Origin of the sequence: Marivita lacus, from assembly GCF_014637725.1 — a bacterium.
Classification (GTDB): Bacteria; Pseudomonadota; Alphaproteobacteria; order Rhodobacterales; family Rhodobacteraceae; genus Marivita; species Marivita lacus.
Genome location: NZ_BMFC01000001.1, coordinates 837,085 through 853,987 on the forward strand (window position 1 = coordinate 837,085; position 16,903 = coordinate 853,987).

The following is a 16,903-nucleotide window of genomic DNA, read 5'->3' on the forward strand; positions in this document are numbered from 1 at the left end:
TGTGAAAAGTACGGCATCAGATTTTTTGCCTTCTATCAAGGAAAACAAGATTGTATTTGGTCCCCGCTAATACTTGGGCTGATGGAGCAACCCGATGCTCAAGCATCTGCTGCGAAGCTACTTCAGGAGAAAGTGCGACACCTCCATGAGTGTCGGGCCGATCAGGGAAAGCTCGTCCGACGCGCGTGACATCATTCGGTGCCGGTGGGATTGACGAAGGGCAAGTCCGCTGTGACTTCCTTGTCTGAGCCCTCGGAGATTTTGCTATCACTGTTCGTATTCTTCAGCGGTTCCAAGCCCAAGAATTCACGATCCTTCGGCCTCGTGATGCACGCCTCGATGCGCTCAAGGCTGCGCTTTTGGGCGTCCTCGCTGAGCGATGGCAGCGCTGCCAGATAGGCCGCACCGTAGAGTATTTTTCGCCTCGCATCGTCTTTGCGATCCTGCTTGGTCGCTTGAGCCTTTAGATCCCGCAGGCGATTGCGTCGCTGCGCCATCTCATTCTCGATCTTCGCAATCTGATTATTGATTTTCGACATGTCCGTTCCTTTGGTTGCATGATTGACGAAGAGGAAATCGTGTCTACCCCGGTGGGTCGCACCTCATTCGATGAAGAAATTTCCGGACTTGTCGGGCGACCCCGCAAGGCCCGCGGCGCAAGGCAAGGGCGCAGTTACGCAATCTTCGATTGCCTGCGCGCTTGGGCAGCGAGCCTCGAGTAGCGAAGACCACGCGAAGGCGCGATCTTCCGATGCATGAAACCCAAACGCATCCACCCGGCGAGCCATTGCCCGCTACTCGTCATCTCTCGCGCCGATGGGCGCTCCTCGGTCGCGGCTGCCGCCTACGCCGCGCGGACGAGCATGACCGACGAACGCACGGGCCGCCGCTACAACTACCGTTCAGCGGTCGGCCTCATCTCCGAGGGGCTGGTTGGATGGGAGAAAAGCGCGGAAGACCTCTGGAATGCCGCTGAGAAAGCGGAGATCAAGAGGAACGCAAGGGTGGCGCGGGAACTTCGCCCGGCACTGCCCGCTGAGCTGCCGCTCGCCGAACAGCACAGGCTCGTCAAAGGATTCTCGTGCTGGTTGCGGGACGAATTTCATGTCGCGGTGCATTATGTGGTCCACGCGCCGAACTTTAACAATGCGATCGAGGGCAAGCGCCTCTGGCGCGATCGCCACTCAGCGGAAGGTCTACAGGAACTCCACAACGCATTGTTCGATCCGGCGATGACGAACCGCAATTTTCACGCACACATCAGGTTCACGACGCGAAAAGTAGACCGCGACACAGGAGCCTTTGGAGAAAAAACGCGTGAGCTCGACGATCTGAAGACCGGCCCTGAGATGCTTCTCAAGATTCGTGCCGAGTGGCAGCGAAGGACGAACCAGGCGCTTGCGCGGAACGGCTCGCATGCCAGGATCGATCTTCGATCTTACAAGGCAATGGCGGAGGCTGGCGATGCACCAGAGGGCCTGGAGTCGCAAGATCACCTTGGCCCGCGAACGACGCAAAAGGCACGTGCTGCTGGTGACGACGTCACGCAGCGGATGCCAATGGCCGCTATCAAGCGTGAGCAGGCGCAGGCCCGCAATGAGGAACGTTGGGCGTGCTGGTTGACACTTCGTGCGCTGGAAAGAAAGAAGGCGCGTCTCTCAGGGCGCTCCGAGAAGATTGCGGCTGCGCGCGAGGCCGAGCGCAAGAAGCAACGCGACACAGATACCGTGCGGATAGTCCACGCCCAGACGGAGCAAGACAAACGTCAGGCAGTGGACGAAGCGGGTTCGATCGATCTTACAACGTCGCCAAGCGAGGGCTACGACGCAGCAATTGTGTGGGCAAATACTGCCAAGGCGCCGTCTGAAGACGCTGTCGGCACACATGATCACCAGGGCTCGTCTCCGCCCGTTAAACCCGAAAGTGACCAAGAGCAGGAGGACGAATTCGAACAAGACATCGATCCGGAGGAATATGAGAACCCCGACACTGTCGCAGCGACTGGACAGCGGATCAGGGTTCGCAGGAAAGAGAAAATGAGGGTTCGGCTCAAGGGCGCAGGTTAGTTTGAAATATCCTGCGCCCCAACTCTTCATCCTACGCCGTTACCTTCGCTCGAGAAGAATAGCTCGTTTTCAACGGGAACGCGGAATTGATGAATGCCAGCTCAACATTTTTTTGTTTCAACACTTCTCGCCTCTGCTCCATGAAGTCCCGATATGTGAAGATCGCGCGCGCCTCGCATGTGATAGTTCGGTAATCATAGGCGGGAAGGTGTTTTCGATCAGATTCTGTTAGACTTTCCCACCACATGATCGCATCTTTGGCTTCGTCCGCCAGAATTTTTTTCGTCGGCTCCAATTTCTCCCAAGCCGAAATTTCTTCGTGATTGGAGTCATTTTTTCGAGCTTCTCGTTCACGACTTGCCAACGCGATCAGCAGTGCATCATTGAGGTCTTTCGCGTGAAAGCCCGGGGGTAGTTTATTGTGATATCGGGACACGGCTGCCAGCTCTTCGGTCTTCATTCCAACCAACTCCCGGCCGAATAGGCTGGCCCGGAGATTCGCCTCGCGTTTAAACCAGAAATCTTCCGCAGCCTCTCCGAGCTCATGTTCGATTTTCCAGTATCCTCGGATTATGGAAACGTAACAGTGAAATTCATCGGCGTGAATTTCCTCCGGTTTGGCTGAAATTTCGAAGCTTACGCTCTGGAAGTCGCCATCGTCGTTGAACTTGACCTGAGTCAGCACGCCGATCGAGAAACCGGAAAGGGGGCAGACAAACTGCTCCAACTCCTTCAGCGGCATATCGCGAATGGCATCGCGGATTTCGTATGCTGCCACAGATGCAGCGGTGGACAGCAGGCGAGGCGATTTGGAAGGTCTTAGGATCATCTTGATCTCCATTGAATGACTGGTGATCGGTATGTTGTAACGGCGCCCGAGGCCCGGAAGAAAAAACTTACCAAGAGAGATTTGTTGGCCGATCGCGTCGGTTGCCGCCGACCGGTCAATCCGGGGCCGTGTGAACAGCAGACACGTTCTATCGCCGACCTGAAGCTCAGTGTCGCCAAGGTCCGGACCAGGATGCCCTGAGAGATCAGCAAGAAAATTAAGGAGGGCTGGCCCTTCCCATCGCGTCGGCTCCTCATTGCGAGAGCCGACGCGATGGGAAGGACCGAGACGCGGTATAAGACGGAAAAGGATGTCGAACGAACGCTTGACCCGGCCAACGCGCCGGAAACTCCAAAACTGGGAGAAATACCATGTTCGACTTCATCCAAAACGACAACAACGGACAAGCAGTTGCACTCGATTCCTTGCGGGCTTTCGCAGCAGATCACAGGGAGGCGCTCCTGAATGCAGCCGCTTTGCTGGGCGGCCAGCCTGGCGTTCGATTGGCGCAGTCTGTCCTCGACGACTTCGACACGCCTGGCACACCGACGCGGCGCACGATGCGGGCTCTCGACGACCTGATCGATCTGTTGATGCTCGAGAACGTGCACGATCCCGATCGGATCGAAGCCGCGCGCTTTGCGATGCTCGATACTGCAAGTCCAATCGTCGAGGAGATTTGCCTGCTCGCAGACGGGCTCGACGACGTGCGGGCTACCTATTGTCGCTCGCTGGAGCCAGTCTTCGCACAGCAGGTGGCAGCATGAGTGCGAGAAATGTATCTGCCGCCCGCAACGCCGATCTCTTCGGTGGAACCGAGATGACGAACAATCTGCTGATCGGCCTCGTAGCTTCCGCCATTGCCGAAGCAGAGATTGCCGCCGCCGGGCTACGCGATACCGTCATACCGGCGTGGCCACCGGCGCGGCGGACGTTTCCGCAGGATATCGCTCGACGACTCGAGAAAGCCGAGATCTTCGAAGGCGCATTCGCCGATGATCTGGGCACGTTTCTTGGATCGCTCGCCGCGAAGATCAAGTCCGAGATGTATATCGGGTGGGAGGCGGACGAAAACCACAATCGTGGCGGCTACGAAGTCCTCTACGCGGACGATGAAACCCATGCGCTCATCCGGTGCGCTAATGATCTGCAAAGCGTTCGAGAAGCGATCATTGCGGTTCTCTACGGCGTGCGTGCCCTGCGCGTCGCGGATGAGCTGCTGGACATTTGATCCAAGGCGGCGCCCCTTCTTGGGGCGCCGCCCCTTGAGGACCCGAAAGGTCCCAGCCTCCGGGAGGATCACCGGAGGCTGGCGTGTCGATCATCATCTCCCTGCTGCTCCAGTCGACACGCCAATTGACGCGGCTGAATTACTCGAGGAGATGTCCCTGTTCTTCGAGCAGGCGATCAATCTCCTTCCGCAGGAACGCCCGCGGACGCGGCACCCAGCTTTCCGTCGGGAACGTAATCATTTCCTGATATAAGGCCCTTAGGGGCAAAGCCAGCTTGCTGCCGTAAACAGGGCGACCACGGACCTTGCCGATAGAGTGCCCCATCATAAATGCCCGTTCCTCGTTTAGGATCTTCGCAACTTTCATGCGGTCTTCAAAAGAATGTCGGGTGCCGCTGATCACGAACTTTCCCTCTGAGTCCGCCGGGAGCTCCGGGAAGAGGCGATTCTCGCGTAGGAAGTTGTTCACATTCCCAGAGTAGCTGGCCTTCCCACGATACCTCGGGAAGCCTTTCGGATGCCGACGCATAGCATCGAGCGCCGGTCCGAGGAGGACAATATCTCGCTTCGAGGACGCTCCCTTGATCTCGCGAACATCAGGGCCTTCTAAGACGACGCGGACGCTCAGATGCGGGATGGGGTCGTCGAGGTGAATATCCTCCGCCGGCAGATCATAAATCTCCGATGCCCTGCACCCACAGACAGCTGCAACGATTGCAATATCGGAGGCCTCCTGGTTGAACGGTTCCAAGATTCTCCCGCCGACCAAACGGTTTCTGATCCATTTTTCTGGGAGCGACAGCTTCGAGCGCTCGTTGTCAGCAGAATCATATGCGTTCTTTGATACGCTCATCCCCTTGAAGGGGTTGACTCGCTTACTCACCGGCATGCGGATGTCCTCGAAGTGGGCGGCGATCATCTGTCTGACATAGCGGATCTGCTTGTTCGCGTAATTGGGCGTGACGTCTTCACGCGCCCGCTTCTTCCAAAATTCCCAGTAGTTTGTGGCATCCTGCTCTGAGATTGTCATGATCGTCCGCTCTCCGATCTCCGCGGCGAAATCCTTTGCCGCTCGGGTGAAGTTCCCGCACCACTCGCGTCTCTGACGTGCGTTTTTCGCGCGTATCTCGGCCTTCTTCAATTCTGGCATACGTTCGGCCATCTCGCTCAACGTATGATCAGGAAGATCGACGGCTCCGAGCAATGCCGGCACTGTTGCGCAGGACGGATCGATATTGGCGATCTTCTCGATCCGTTCCAGCAACTGGTCGATTTCGCCATGGAGCAGGTCCTTCATCGGACTGAACGTCATACCCCACGAACGCAGAAGTTCGGTTGATGAATCGAAAACTGCCCGCACATCGGCCTTTTCGGCAGCGCGTGCCGCATCCCACTCGAGCCGCAGAGCAAGCCGAGCATTGGCGCACTTAGCTTGGGCAACGACTGGATCACTCGTATCGAGCGACCGAAAAACCTCCTTTCGCGGCTCGATGTCGGCATAGGCAACCGGGACGCGGACCCGGATATAGTAGACGGTGCCTCGAAGCTTGAGGCCTGGGGTTTTGCTATTCTTTGGCATTTGGACTGACCCACAAAGTGCTCCACAATGGAGCGTTTCTCAGGAACCCCGCCCGTGAGAGGGAGGAGCGGTTTGTTCCGAGAATCTGGGAACTTATGTGCCCGGACGGAAAAACCTTGTAGTCCAGAGGCTTGCGTCTCCTGGGCACCACTTTCCCCGAACATCATCTGACCCGCCTGAATGGTCTTGATCGGGGTTTCCCTTTCGGTCCTGTCGTGATGATATCCGCGCGCGGACAGGTGCCGCAGGTATCACGATGGGGATGGGTCAGTGAAGAAAAGACGCTTGCTGCAATCGGGAAAGCTGGTCTCGGAAATCGGGCTGGGCTGCATGAGCTTTGGCGGCTTCTACGGCGCTACCACAGAGGCGGAGTCCCACGCCACGCTCAGCGCTGCGCGCGATTTCGGGATCGACCTACTGGATACGGCAAATGTCTACGGGCTCGGCATCTCGGAAGCGGTCATCGGCTCGTTTCTCAAAGGGGATTCGTCGAGCTTCACGATTGCCACCAAGGCGGGCATCTGGCGCGACAAGGAACACGGGAATCGCGGCTTCAACAACAAGCCGGATTACCTGCGCTCCGAATTGGAGGGATCGCTGTCTCGCATGGGTATCGATCATGTCGATCTCTTTTATGTCCATCGTCGCGACCGGGATCTTGAAATCGAAGAGGTCATGGAAACCCTTTTGGCCCTGAAGGCCGAGGGCAAGATCGGGGGCATCGGATTTTCCGAAATCGCGCCTGCCTCGCTGCGTCGTGCCGCGGCAGTCGGGCCGGTGGACGTGGTGCAAAGTGAATATTCCCTCTGGTCGCGTCAGCCCGACCTCGGGATGCTGCAGACCTGCCGTGAGCTGGGCGTGACACTTGTGGCGTATTCGCCGCTCGCGCGTGGCATGGTGTCGAGCGTGCTCCCCGATCCTGCAACCTTCCTCGACAAGGATTTTCGCAAGAACAATCCGCGCTTCCTGGAGCCGAATTTCGGGTTCAACCTGCCCTATGCCAAGGCGTTTCAGGCCTATGCCAGCGATCATGGAACGACGGCGACCGCGCTTGCGCTGTCATGGTGTCTGGCACGTGGAGAGCACATCATACCGATCCCGGGAACGCGCTCCCCCGAGCATCTCGCGGAATGTGTTTCAGGATCTGAAGTGACTCTGACGCCTGAGATGATGAGAGAGATCGAAGGCATTCTTCCCGCGGGTTGGGCGCATGGAGACCGTTACTCCGAGGCTCAATGGAACGGGCCGGAAGGGTATTGCTGATGCGCACAGCCTGCGGAATGGAGAAAGGCCGGGCAACACTGCCCGGCCTTTCTCGTTGATGTCATCTGTGGTCAGTCGGCGCCTCTGACAGGGATGACCGCATCGGGGCGCGGATGCAGCACTTTCTGGATGAAATAGGTGCCCACCGCGATGCCGATGCCGATCAGGTCGGTGATCAGCCCGCCTTCGATCATGAACAACGCGGCCAGGATCAACGCGACCCTCAGGAACCAGACTGACCGACCGCCAAGGAACCATCCCTGTACGCCCGAACTGAGCAGGAAGACCCCGATCGTTGCGGTAACGCCAGCACGGATCACCTCCAACCATGTTCCGTCCATCAGGATGGCACTGTTGTAGAAGAACATGTAGGGCACGATGAACGCGGCTATGCCGATCTTGAACGAGGCCACCGATGTTTCCATCGGGTTCGCACCCGAGATCCCCGCCGCCGCATAGCTGGCCAGCGCCACGGGGGGTGTGATGGCCGACAGAACCGCAAAGTAGAACACAAAGAAATGCGCGGTCAGCGTCGGGATGCCAAGCTGCACAAGACCCGGTGCGACAACTGATGCAGCAACGGCATAGGCCGCCGTGGTCGGCATCCCCATGCCCAGCAGAATGGCGATACACATGGCAAAGAACAGCGCCAGAAGCTGGCTCACACCGGCAAGGTCCAGCAGCACCGCCGAAAAGCGAGCGCCGACCCCGGTGAGTGAGATCACACCCACGATGATGCCCGCACAGGCGCAGACCGCGATGATCTGGATCGACATGATCCCCGCCAGTTCGAACGCCTTGAGGATGGACCGAAGTCCCATTCGGTGCGGCGTGAACCATGACACGACCGCTGCCGCGACCGTAGCCAACGTGCCAGCCCGAATCACGGAGTAGCCCATGAAGAGAGCGGCGATCAGGATTACGATCGGAATGAACAGATAAACCTGCCGCACAAGCTTGTTGAACTTCGGCAGCTCGTCCTCGCGCATTCCGCGCATGCCGAGCTTTGCCGCTTCGAAATCGACCATGAAATAGACCGACACGAAGTAGAGGATCGCCGGGATGATCGCCGCGATGGCGATCTCCTGATACGGAATGCCGGTGATCTCGGCCATGATGAAAGCGCCTGCCCCCATGATCGGTGGCATGATCTGACCACCGGTCGATGCGGCCGCCTCGACCGCACCTGCCGTCTTCTTGTGATAGCCGACCTTCTTCATCAGCGGGATGGTCAGCGATCCGGTCGCCACCACGTTGCCCGCCGATGTGCCGTTGATCATGCCCATGAGACCCGAGGCGAAGATTGCCACTTTTGCCGGGCCACCGCGGGCCCGGCCGGCTGCGGCGAAGGCAAAGTTCACGAAGTAGTCGCCCACCTTTGACGCCTGCAGGAAGGCCGCGAAGATGATGAACAGGATAATGTAAGTCGAGGACACGGCAGTGGTCGGGCCAAGAATACCGGCATCCGAATAGACATGGCCAAAGAACCGCTGCCAGCTGTAGGCGCTTTGCACGGCAAGAATGCCCGGCAGCAGGTGCGCCACAAATGTGTAGAGCAGGAAAATACCTGTGATGATCACGAGGGCCAAGCCGGCCACGCGCCGCGTCAACTCAAGGATCAACGCAGAGCCAGCGGTGGCAGCGAAAGCAACACCAATCGGCACAAACGGCGTGCCGACCGAGTTGCGCGCAGCGGTGCCGTAAATGGCGATCAGGTAGATTGCGATGACGATGGCACAGATCGCAAGTACGATATCCGAGGCTGCAAAGACCTCGCGCTCGCGGCGTTCGACCCAACCGGTCACGATGGCGCCGAAGGTGGCGATCAGCAGCGGTGTGCCGAACCACCAGACTTCGCTTGCGTAAATCTCGGTTCCGGGAAAGGCGGCCCATGTGGTCAGCCCGCCCATTTGCGGCAGGGTGCCCGAGTTGATCATCGCGTGATAGCCCGATGCCGTAAAACCTGAGATCAGCGCCGGAATGGCCAGGACCAGGGCCACGATCGACAGCAGACGGGTTTGCTTTTGCGGGGTGTCATCATCGGCAAAGGTATGCGCCGAGAACAGAAGGAAACCTAGAGCCAGCGCACCTGAGATGTGAACGATACGGAAATTCCATGTCTCCAACGGGAATTGCGGAAGCATCGGGATTTCGATGCCGGTCCAGTCTGAAATTGACACCCCGTTCAAAGCAATCATGTGGAACGCGGCATAAATCGTCGAAAGCGCGGCCATCACGAGGTAGGCGCGCCCCGAGAAGATTCGCCGGTTGCTCTCGATCGGCTCCTCATCCACGCCTTCGGCTAGGATGAGGTCGTCGGCCAGCTGGTTCTTGGAATCGGTCATCGTGTCCTCCCCGGGTGATGGCCTCGGTGATCTGAACGTTACCTTTGCAAGACCATCATTGAAAGAAAACCGCGCCCGCAAGTGGGGCGCGGTTCTGATTGATCAGGATTTTCGAACGAAAGAGGCCCATCGTTCGAAAATCATGTGTCATCATCCACCGTGGATCATGTCGGCACCGATCGATGCGCCCGCATTTTCGGTGAACCACCGGGCCGCGCCGGGGTGCCACTTCATGACGGTGTTGCGATCCCAGAACTCCGGGAGAGTCGAGCGTGCCGCGCGGTGCGTGTTCACCATCCGCTCGTTGTCGGACATGACCGCGTTTACCACTTCATAGACGAAGGTTTCGGGCAGATCGCAGTTCGCGATTGCGAAGTTCCACATCGACACGGACCGTGCAGGCGCTTCGAGTGTTGTGTAGGCATCCGCCGAGATGTCGAAATTCGCGACCGGGAAGGCTGCAGTGATCTGCGCCTGCTCTTCTTCGGTGAACTCGATGATGTTGATATCCGTCTGCACTTCGAGCTGCGACACGGCAGGCACAGGAACACCGGCTGCAAAGGCGATCACGTCCAGAAGACCGTCCTGAAGCTGGCCCCCAAGGTCGGACCAGCCGCCATTGCGACGATCAAAGTTGACGCCCAGTTCTTCCATCATGCGCGGGAAATACGTGTCGGATGTCGACCCTGCAGGGCCAAAGCCAATACGCGCTCCGTCCGGGATGTCGGAGATCGATGTGATGCCGGACGACGACAGTGCCGTGACCGAGAACGGCGTCTGGTACATCGGGAACATCGCACAGGCATTGGTCATCGGAAGACCGGGGGCAATCGGGTTCGAACCGGCAATGGATTCCGCTGCAGGACCCATTGTTGTCATGCCGAAGGGCAGGTCGCCGGTGTGCACCAGCGCCATGTTCTGCATCGGGCCGCCGGTCACTTCGGCACCGCCAGATACGCCAAGTTCGTCCGCGACGATACCGGCCCAACCAGAGCCGTAGCCGAAATAGGTGCCGCCTTGCGACCCTGTGCCAACGGTAAAGCTGTCAGGCCAGCCTGCACGATCCTGGGCGACGGACATCGTCGCGGTAAACGCAGCAACCACGACGGTCCCTGTCAAAGTAGTAAATTTCATTGTTTTCCTCCACTATGTGCGTTCTTCGGGCGCTTTTTTGATTTTGCGTCCCATAGCGGATTGGTCCGCGACGCGTGGCGTAAGGCTACAGGCAAGCAAATCATCAATTCAAGGTAAAAGACCCCAACTTGGCGGGGTTTAATTATTCAATAAATTTGAATAGTAAGTTTTTTGACTGCCTCAAGCCGTCTGCGCAAGCGCAGAAAGCCGGTTCTTGAGCACGTTCAGGAACGCGTCCCGGGCCGGGTGACGGGCATCCCGAACCCAGACGGCGGACAGGGCGAGACGGTTGCGCGCAGACTCGGGCAGTTCAAGCGAAACGAAGCTGACGCCACCGACTGCCAGACGCGACGCCCAGCGTGGGACGATGGCAAGACCGATACCCGTGCTGACCAGGCTGACAATGGTCTGCTTTTCCTCTGCAATCTGCGCAACCCGCGCGGTGAGCCCCGCTTCGAGGAACAGCTTCATCGTCAGGTCATGGCTGTGGGGGCGTGAATTGCGTTCGGGTACGATCAAGGGCGCATCCGCCATGTCTTCGACCGTCACGGTTTTTCTTGTTGCCAGCGGATGGTCCTCCGGCACGGCAACAACTGCCGTTTCATAGAATAGATGATGGTAGACAAGCCGCGCATCGCGCACTTCGGGTGGGCGCACAATTGCGATGTCGAGACGGCCAGACAACAGCCTTGGGACAAGGCGGATGGTTTTCTGTTCGAGCAGCTCGACATCGATGTCGGAGTGAAGCTCGCGGAAATGCGGCAGAAGCTGCGGCATCAGGCCTGCTGCGGCGCTGTCGATGGCTCCGATCCGCAGGATCGATGCCTGATCCTGACGGTTCTCGCGAAAGCTTGCCTCGAGCCTGTCGGCCTGTTCGACGATGTCGCGCGCCGCCTCGACAAAGGTGCGACCCGCCTCCGTCAACGACACGTTTCGGGTCGTTCTGATCAACAGTCGGGTGCCAAGACTGTCTTCGAGCAACTTGATATGACGACCCAATGACGCGGGCAGCATGTCCAGGTTTTGCGCGGCCCGACCGAAGTGAAGCGTGTCGGTCACTGCGATAAGGCATCTGAGTTGACGTAATTCCATTACTGTCCATTATTTGATTTTTTTATATGATCTTTGGCGCGTTGTCTTGGGCGGGTCAAGTTGCGATTGTCGCGCCGAACGTCCGGTGCAGCCGTGCCTGACGCGAGGACGAGATATCAGGAGAATATGATGCGGACCTACAAAATTGCTGCCATTCCCGCCGATGGCATTGGCCCAGAGGTGATCGACGCGGGCAGCGAAGTCCTGTCCGTGCTTGCGCAACGCGCCGGGGATGTGCGCTTTGACATGACCTGGTTCGATTGGGGATCCGCCTATTACAAGAAAAACGGCGTGATGATGCCCGAAGACGGGTTGGAGCAGCTCAAGCCGTTCGACGCGATCTATTTTGGTGCTGTAGGTGCGCCCGACGTGCCGGATCACATCACGCTCTGGGGCTTGCGTTTGCCGATCTGCCAGGGGTTCGACCAATATGCCAATGTGCGCCCGACCAAGATCATTCCGGGTGTCACATCACCCTTGCGGAATGTCGGGGTGGGCGATCTGGATTGGGTGATCGTGCGCGAAAACTCCGAAGGCGAATATTCGGGGCATGGCGGACGTGCCCACAGGGGCATGCCAGAAGAGGTGGGGACGGAGGTGGCCATCTTCACGCGGGTTGGCGTGACTCGGATCATGCGCTACGCGTTCAAACTCGCACAGTCGCGTCCGCGCAAATTCCTGACCGTGGTGACCAAATCGAACGCACAGCGCTTCGGCATGGTCATGTGGGATGAGATCGCGGCAGAAGTGGCGCAGGAATTCCCGGACGTGACATGGGACAAGATGCTGGTCGATGCGATGACCGTGCGCATGGTCAAGAATCCGCAGTCGCTCGACACGATCGTGGCGACCAACCTTCATGCCGATATCCTTTCGGACCTGGCAGGAGCCCTGGCCGGCTCGCTTGGCGTCGCACCGACCGCGAATATCGACCCTGAACGCCGGTTTCCGTCCATGTTCGAACCGATCCACGGCTCGGCTTTCGACATCACCGGAAAGGGCATCGCCAACCCCGTGGCGACATTCTGGACAGCGAGCCAGATGCTCGACCATCTTGGTGAACATGACGCGTCGGCCCGCCTGATGCGCGCAGTCGAAAAGGTCTGCGCGGACGGTATCCTTACCCCGGATGTCGGTGGAAACGCCACCACCAAGGAGGTGACCGAAGCGGTCTGTGACGCGATCCGTGGCGACAATGCCTGACCTTCGGTTCTGGCCATCATGACCGAGTCGCGGTTTCTGCCGGGCTTCAGGCTTGATTGGAAACTGGTGAACGGCGTTCGCATTCACTATGCGAGCGCCGGTGACGGTCCGCCGGTGCTGCTGCTGCACGGGCATCCGCAAACCCATGTCGTCTGGCGCAAGATCGCGCCTGATCTTGTGAAGGCGGGCTATAGCGTCGTTGCGTCGGACCTGCGCGGCTATGGCGACAGCGAAAAGGTGCCAAGCCATGCGCCGCATCATCCTTATGCCAAGCGCGAGATGGCGAAGGATCAGGTCGCACTGATGCGTGCCCTTGGGCATGACAGGTTTGCCGTGGTCGGGCATGACCGGGGCGGGCGTGTCGCGCATCGCATGGCGCTGGATCATCCAGAGGCTGTCGACAGGTTGGTGGTTCTCGATATCGCACCGACACTGACCATGTACGAGCAGACCGATCAGGCATTCGCCACACGCTATTTCTGGTGGTTTTTCCTCATCCAACCCGAGGATCTGCCGGAACGGATGATCGGGTCTGACCCGGAATACTTCTTGCGGCGTCACATCGGCGGACAGGTCAAGACACCGGGCGCGATCACCGAAGAGGTGATGGGCGAATACCTTCGTAGCTACCGCGACCCGGCAACCATCCATGCGATCTGCGAAGACTACCGTGCCGCTGCAACGATCGACCTTGACCATGACCGAGCCGACCGGGAGCGAAAAATCGACGCCCCGGTGCTGGCGATCTGGGGTGACAAGGGCGTGGTCGGGGAGTTGTACGACGTGACACGGACATGGCGGGACAAGGCCCATTCGGTGCAAGGCCGCGCGCTCGACTGTGGGCATGCCATCCCCGAGGAAGCGCCTCACGCGTTGCTGGACGCGCTGGTCGGGTTTCTTGCCGACTGACGGCATTGCCGCATTGCCTTGTGGGCCTGCGGTCTGGCTGGAACGGATTGTGGCCGGACAGCACCGCGATTTATCGCTGACTCTGCTCCCTGTCATTCGCTATAGATTGCAGCATGACCGACACGCTGACAAAGCCGTCCCCACATACCGGAGACCCGTCGTCGCGGCGGGGGCTGTTCCTGCTGGCAGCGGTGCTTGGTCTGTGCGTAATCGCCATTGGCAGCTACCTAGTGCTGGCGTCCTACTTCTTGAGAACCGAAGCCGCGCAGACGCCCGAACGAGCGCAATTCTTTGCTTCGTCCATCGACGACGCGCTCACCCGGCTTGAACATCTGCCATATGTTCTGTCGATCGACGAAAGTACGGTGAACGCCTTGGTGACGGGCGAAACCGCCGAACTGAATCCAATACTTGCCGACATCGCTTCGCGTGCCGGGGCCGAGTTCGTTTTTGTGCTCGACCTCAATGGCAAGACGGTTGCGTCTTCGAACTATCGCGACACCGACAGCCTTGTCGGGAAATACTACACCTTTCGCCCGTATTTCCGCGATGCCGTCGTGGGCGGTGCCGGTCGGTTCTACGCGGTTGGCGTCACCACCGGCAGGCCGGGTTATTTTATTGCCGAACCTGTGCGAGATGAGACAGGCACGATCCAGGGGGTCGTGACCGTCAAGATCGGGTTCAACGACCTGAACCGTGCGCTGTCGGGCAATGGCGAGCTGGTACTGGTGGCGGATGAACAAGGGGTCGTGCTGGCCAGTTCCGATCCCGATTTGATCTACGGCTACATGGCTCCGCTGTCCGATGGGGACCGCCGCACACTGGCAGAGCAGCAGCAATTCGGGGGCGAGACCCTGTTTCCATTAGACTGGACACCTGAAAGTGATCGTCGTGCGCGACTTGACGGGACGGCTTATGTCTGGACCAAGGCCGATCTCGAAGAAGAGGACTGGTCGCTCCACCTTTTGTCCGAGGTGCGCAATTCCCGCAGGCAAGCGCTGTTATACGTCGCCGGCGGCTTGATGACGCTTTTGCTGCTGACAGTGGCGGCGTCGGTCTATCGCGCGGCGCAGCTGCGCAGTGCGTTGGCGCTTTCGAACGCGGATCGCAAACGTCTGACCCGCGAGATCGAGGAACGGCGCAACACCGAGAAGAAACTGGAATCCGCGCGCAGCGAACTGGCGCAGAAGGAGCAGCTTGCCGCCCTTGGACAATTGTCGGCCTCGATCACCCACGAACTGGGACAGCCGATTTCCGCGATGCGCAATTACCTTGTCGCGGAAGAGATTGCCGCCAATGCCGAACCGAACGCGCTCTGGCCGCAGCTCTCCGGGTTGCTCGACCGGATGCAGCGTATCGTCGATCAATTGCGGTTGTTCGGACGCACATCCGCCACAGGTGCAACTGCCTTTCCGGTGCAGGAGACCGTGATCGCCGCTGCCCAGCTGGTGCAGCACACGGCGCGTGAGGTTGGCACCCGATTGACCTTTGACATGCCCGAAGAGCCGGTCATGGTGCGTGGACGCCCCGAGCGGTTCGAGCAGGTGATCGTTAATGTCCTGCGCAACGCGATCGACGCGACTGAAGGCATGGACGAAGGCGTGGTCGATCTTTCGATGGCTGAACGGGACGACACAGTGGTTGTGCGAATCGAGGACAACGGACACGGGCTGGGGGATTTGAACATCGCCGATCTGAGCAAACCGTTCTTCAGCACCAAGCCTTCCGGCAAGGGCATGGGGCTTGGTCTTGCCATATCGGGTCAGATCATCAACGAGATGGGGGGAACGCTGCATGCGGAAAACAAAGCGGATCGCGGGGCCGTTTTCATGATCACGGTTCCCACGCAGGCTGCGTCAAATGGCTGAGCACTTCCGCGCCCTCATTGTCGATGACGATGCCGAAATGCGGCAGTCTCTGGCGGTTCTGCTGGAACGCTCCGATTGGGTGGTCGATGCCGTTGGCAGCGCGCAGGTCGCATTGTCACGGATCGTGGCGACCGCACCTGACGTGGTCCTGTCCGATGTCCGCATGCCCGGCATGTCCGGTCTTGAACTGCTGGACGAAATGTCAAGGCGGCCCGCTCCGCCGCTGGTCCTGATCTCGGCGCATGGCGATATTCCGATGGCGGTGGATGCCATCCAGAACGGCGCCTATTCGTTCCTCGAAAAACCGTTCGAGCCGCGACGGTTGTTGACCGTTCTGAAACACGCAGCTGAACAGCACCGTCTGTCGGACATGACCAAGCGGATGCGCGAACAGCTTGTGTCGCTCTCCGGTCTGGACCGCGTGTTATTGGGCAGCGATCTGCGGGTCGCGGAACTCAAGGCTGAAGCTGTCGATCTGGCATTGTCGGATGCACCCGTGCTGATCACCGGGGAAACCGGGACGGGCAAGGAATTGGTGGCGCGGGCGCTGCACCGGCTGGGCCCGAGGCGCGACAAGGAATTCGTGGCGCTCAATTGTGCGACGCTGGCGCCTGACCGTGTGGAAGAGCAGATGTTTGGAACAGCCGAAACGCTGCTTGGCAGTTTCCGCAAGGCAGATGGCGGGACATTGTTTCTGGACGAGGTCGCGGCCTGTCCGATCCCGGTGCAGATCAAGCTGCTGCGCGCGATGGAAACGGGTGTGATCCAGCCTGTGGGCACTGACGCAGAGATCCAGACCGATGTCCGCATCGTGGCTGCCACGAACGAGGATCTGGCCCCTCTGGTGGATGCCGGTCTGTTTCGCGCGGATTTCCTGTTTCGCCTGAATGCGTTTGAACTTCGCCTGCCTCGTTTGATCGACCGAGGCGACGACATTGTCATGCTTTACGAGCATTTCGTCAGCCAGTTTTGCGAAACCTACGAGATCAGCCCCATCGAGATCACGTCCGAGGACGCGGCGGCCCTGCTGGCCCATGGCTGGCCCGGCAATGTCCGAGAGCTGCGCCATGTCGCCGAACGCCGGGTTCTGGCCGCGCGCCGGGGCGGTGGATCGGTGGCCGAAGCGCTGCGGACCGACGATCTGATCGACGATGTTCCCGCAACCCTGCGCGAGGCCGTGGCGCGGTTTGAAAAGACTCTGATCTCGCAGGCGATCTCGAACCATGGCGGGCGTATGGATGCCGTGGCCGAGGCGCTGGGCATCGGGCGGCGCACGCTGAACGACAAGATCGTCAAGCTGGGCCTCGAGAAATCCAAGCTGCTTGAATGATCCCTGCGGATTTCCGCAAGCGGCGATGTCGCTAACCTGCGGATTGTTTCCTAC

14 protein-coding genes are annotated in these 16,903 nt (G+C 59.1%); 8 read left to right on the forward strand and 6 right to left on the reverse strand.

Going from position 1 to position 16,903, the window contains the following annotated elements; all coding sequences use genetic code 11:
* Positions 1-191: 191 nt before the first annotated feature.
* Positions 192-539: a hypothetical protein gene (locus IEV82_RS04065; RefSeq protein WP_188480653.1), complete on the reverse strand. Its 348-nt coding sequence runs from the start codon at positions 537-539 to the stop codon at positions 192-194.
* Positions 540-755: 216 nt separating this feature from the next.
* Between IEV82_RS04065 and IEV82_RS04070 the strand changes: the two genes are divergently transcribed.
* On the forward strand, positions 756-2,066 hold the full coding sequence (locus IEV82_RS04070) for a MobA/MobL family protein (protein WP_188480654.1): 1,311 nt from the start codon (positions 756-758) through the stop codon (positions 2,064-2,066).
* 31 nt (positions 2,067-2,097) lie between these two features.
* Here the strand turns inward: IEV82_RS04070 and IEV82_RS04075 are convergent, their stop codons facing one another.
* Positions 2,098-2,895, reverse strand: a complete 798-nt coding sequence (locus IEV82_RS04075; RefSeq protein WP_188480655.1) for a hypothetical protein — start codon at positions 2,893-2,895, stop codon at positions 2,098-2,100.
* A 371-nt stretch (positions 2,896-3,266) separates the two neighbouring features.
* Between IEV82_RS04075 and IEV82_RS04080 the strand changes: the two genes are divergently transcribed.
* Complete coding sequence (locus tag IEV82_RS04080; RefSeq protein WP_188480656.1) at positions 3,267-3,662, forward strand: hypothetical protein; 396 nt, start codon at positions 3,267-3,269, stop codon at positions 3,660-3,662.
* A complete protein-coding gene (locus IEV82_RS04085) occupies positions 3,659-4,126 on the forward strand; it encodes a hypothetical protein (RefSeq protein ID WP_188480657.1) in 468 nt (155 codons plus the stop codon). Before IEV82_RS04080 ends, IEV82_RS04085 begins: the two co-directional genes overlap by 4 nt.
* A 139-nt stretch (positions 4,127-4,265) precedes the next feature.
* Here IEV82_RS04085 and IEV82_RS04090 read toward each other — a convergent pair whose 3' ends face one another.
* Positions 4,266-5,705 carry a site-specific integrase gene (locus tag IEV82_RS04090; RefSeq protein ID WP_188480658.1) on the reverse strand — a complete coding sequence of 480 codons (1,440 nt, stop codon included), beginning with the start codon at positions 5,703-5,705 and terminating at the stop codon, positions 4,266-4,268.
* A gap of 270 nt (positions 5,706-5,975) precedes the next feature.
* Here IEV82_RS04090 and IEV82_RS04095 point away from each other — a divergent pair, with 270 nt between their 5' ends.
* Positions 5,976-6,968, forward strand: a complete 993-nt coding sequence (locus IEV82_RS04095) for an aldo/keto reductase (RefSeq protein WP_188480659.1) — start codon at positions 5,976-5,978, stop codon at positions 6,966-6,968.
* 71 nt (positions 6,969-7,039) lie between these two features.
* Here the strand turns inward: IEV82_RS04095 and IEV82_RS04100 are convergent, their stop codons facing one another.
* The 3 genes from IEV82_RS04100 to IEV82_RS04110 all read right to left on the reverse strand — a co-directional run bounded on the left by IEV82_RS04100 (position 7,040) and on the right by IEV82_RS04110 (position 11,539).
* The gene (locus IEV82_RS04100; RefSeq protein ID WP_188480660.1) at positions 7,040-9,313 is read right to left on the reverse strand and encodes a TRAP transporter permease; all 2,274 of its coding nucleotides are present in this window, start codon (positions 9,311-9,313) and stop codon (positions 7,040-7,042) included.
* A gap of 150 nt (positions 9,314-9,463) precedes the next feature.
* Positions 9,464-10,447 (reverse strand): TAXI family TRAP transporter solute-binding subunit, encoded by a 984-nt coding sequence (locus IEV82_RS04105; RefSeq protein WP_188480661.1) that lies wholly within the window; start codon positions 10,445-10,447, stop codon positions 9,464-9,466.
* Positions 10,448-10,627: 180 nt separating this feature from the next.
* A complete protein-coding gene (locus IEV82_RS04110) occupies positions 10,628-11,539 on the reverse strand; it encodes a LysR family transcriptional regulator (RefSeq protein ID WP_188480662.1) in 912 nt (303 codons plus the stop codon).
* A 129-nt stretch (positions 11,540-11,668) separates the two neighbouring features.
* On the opposite strand from IEV82_RS04110, the gene IEV82_RS04115 reads away from it, so the two are divergent.
* The 4 genes from IEV82_RS04115 to IEV82_RS04130 all read left to right on the forward strand — a co-directional run bounded on the left by IEV82_RS04115 (position 11,669) and on the right by IEV82_RS04130 (position 16,849).
* Positions 11,669-12,742, forward strand: a complete 1,074-nt coding sequence (locus IEV82_RS04115) for a tartrate dehydrogenase (protein WP_188480663.1) — start codon at positions 11,669-11,671, stop codon at positions 12,740-12,742.
* 18 nt (positions 12,743-12,760) lie between these two features.
* On the forward strand, positions 12,761-13,651 hold the full coding sequence (locus IEV82_RS04120) for an alpha/beta fold hydrolase (protein ID WP_188480664.1): 891 nt from the start codon (positions 12,761-12,763) through the stop codon (positions 13,649-13,651).
* A 113-nt stretch (positions 13,652-13,764) separates the two neighbouring features.
* Positions 13,765-15,519, forward strand: coding sequence for a sensor histidine kinase (locus tag IEV82_RS04125; RefSeq protein WP_188480665.1), 1,755 nt, complete (start codon positions 13,765-13,767; stop codon positions 15,517-15,519).
* Positions 15,512-16,849, forward strand: coding sequence for a sigma-54-dependent transcriptional regulator (locus IEV82_RS04130; RefSeq protein WP_188480666.1), 1,338 nt, complete (start codon positions 15,512-15,514; stop codon positions 16,847-16,849). The genes IEV82_RS04125 and IEV82_RS04130 overlap by 8 nt, the downstream gene beginning before the upstream one ends.
* The last annotated feature ends 54 nt before the right edge of the window (positions 16,850-16,903 follow it).

What these genes read in the sequence shown, in the direction of transcription:
- IEV82_RS04115 (WP_188480663.1), top strand. Translation starts at nt 11,669, where the DNA reads ATGCGGACCTACAAAATTGCTGCCATTCCCGCCGATGGCATTGGCCCA.
- IEV82_RS04120 (WP_188480664.1), top strand. Translation starts at nt 12,761, where the DNA reads ATGACCGAGTCGCGGTTTCTGCCGGGCTTCAGGCTTGATTGGAAACTG.
- IEV82_RS04070 (WP_188480654.1), top strand. Translation starts at nt 756, where the DNA reads ATGAAACCCAAACGCATCCACCCGGCGAGCCATTGCCCGCTACTCGTC.
- IEV82_RS04105 (WP_188480661.1), bottom strand. Translation starts at nt 10,447, where the DNA reads ATGAAATTTACTACTTTGACAGGGACCGTCGTGGTTGCTGCGTTTACC.
- IEV82_RS04090 (WP_188480658.1), bottom strand. Translation starts at nt 5,705, where the DNA reads ATGCCAAAGAATAGCAAAACCCCAGGCCTCAAGCTTCGAGGCACCGTC.
- IEV82_RS04110 (WP_188480662.1), bottom strand. Translation starts at nt 11,539, where the DNA reads ATGGAATTACGTCAACTCAGATGCCTTATCGCAGTGACCGACACGCTT.
- IEV82_RS04100 (WP_188480660.1), bottom strand. Translation starts at nt 9,313, where the DNA reads ATGACCGATTCCAAGAACCAGCTGGCCGACGACCTCATCCTAGCCGAA.
- IEV82_RS04080 (WP_188480656.1), top strand. Translation starts at nt 3,267, where the DNA reads ATGTTCGACTTCATCCAAAACGACAACAACGGACAAGCAGTTGCACTC.
- IEV82_RS04130 (WP_188480666.1), top strand. Translation starts at nt 15,512, where the DNA reads ATGGCTGAGCACTTCCGCGCCCTCATTGTCGATGACGATGCCGAAATG.
- IEV82_RS04085 (WP_188480657.1), top strand. Translation starts at nt 3,659, where the DNA reads ATGAGTGCGAGAAATGTATCTGCCGCCCGCAACGCCGATCTCTTCGGT.
- IEV82_RS04065 (WP_188480653.1), bottom strand. Translation starts at nt 539, where the DNA reads ATGTCGAAAATCAATAATCAGATTGCGAAGATCGAGAATGAGATGGCG.
- IEV82_RS04125 (WP_188480665.1), top strand. Translation starts at nt 13,765, where the DNA reads ATGACCGACACGCTGACAAAGCCGTCCCCACATACCGGAGACCCGTCG.
- IEV82_RS04075 (WP_188480655.1), bottom strand. Translation starts at nt 2,895, where the DNA reads ATGATCCTAAGACCTTCCAAATCGCCTCGCCTGCTGTCCACCGCTGCA.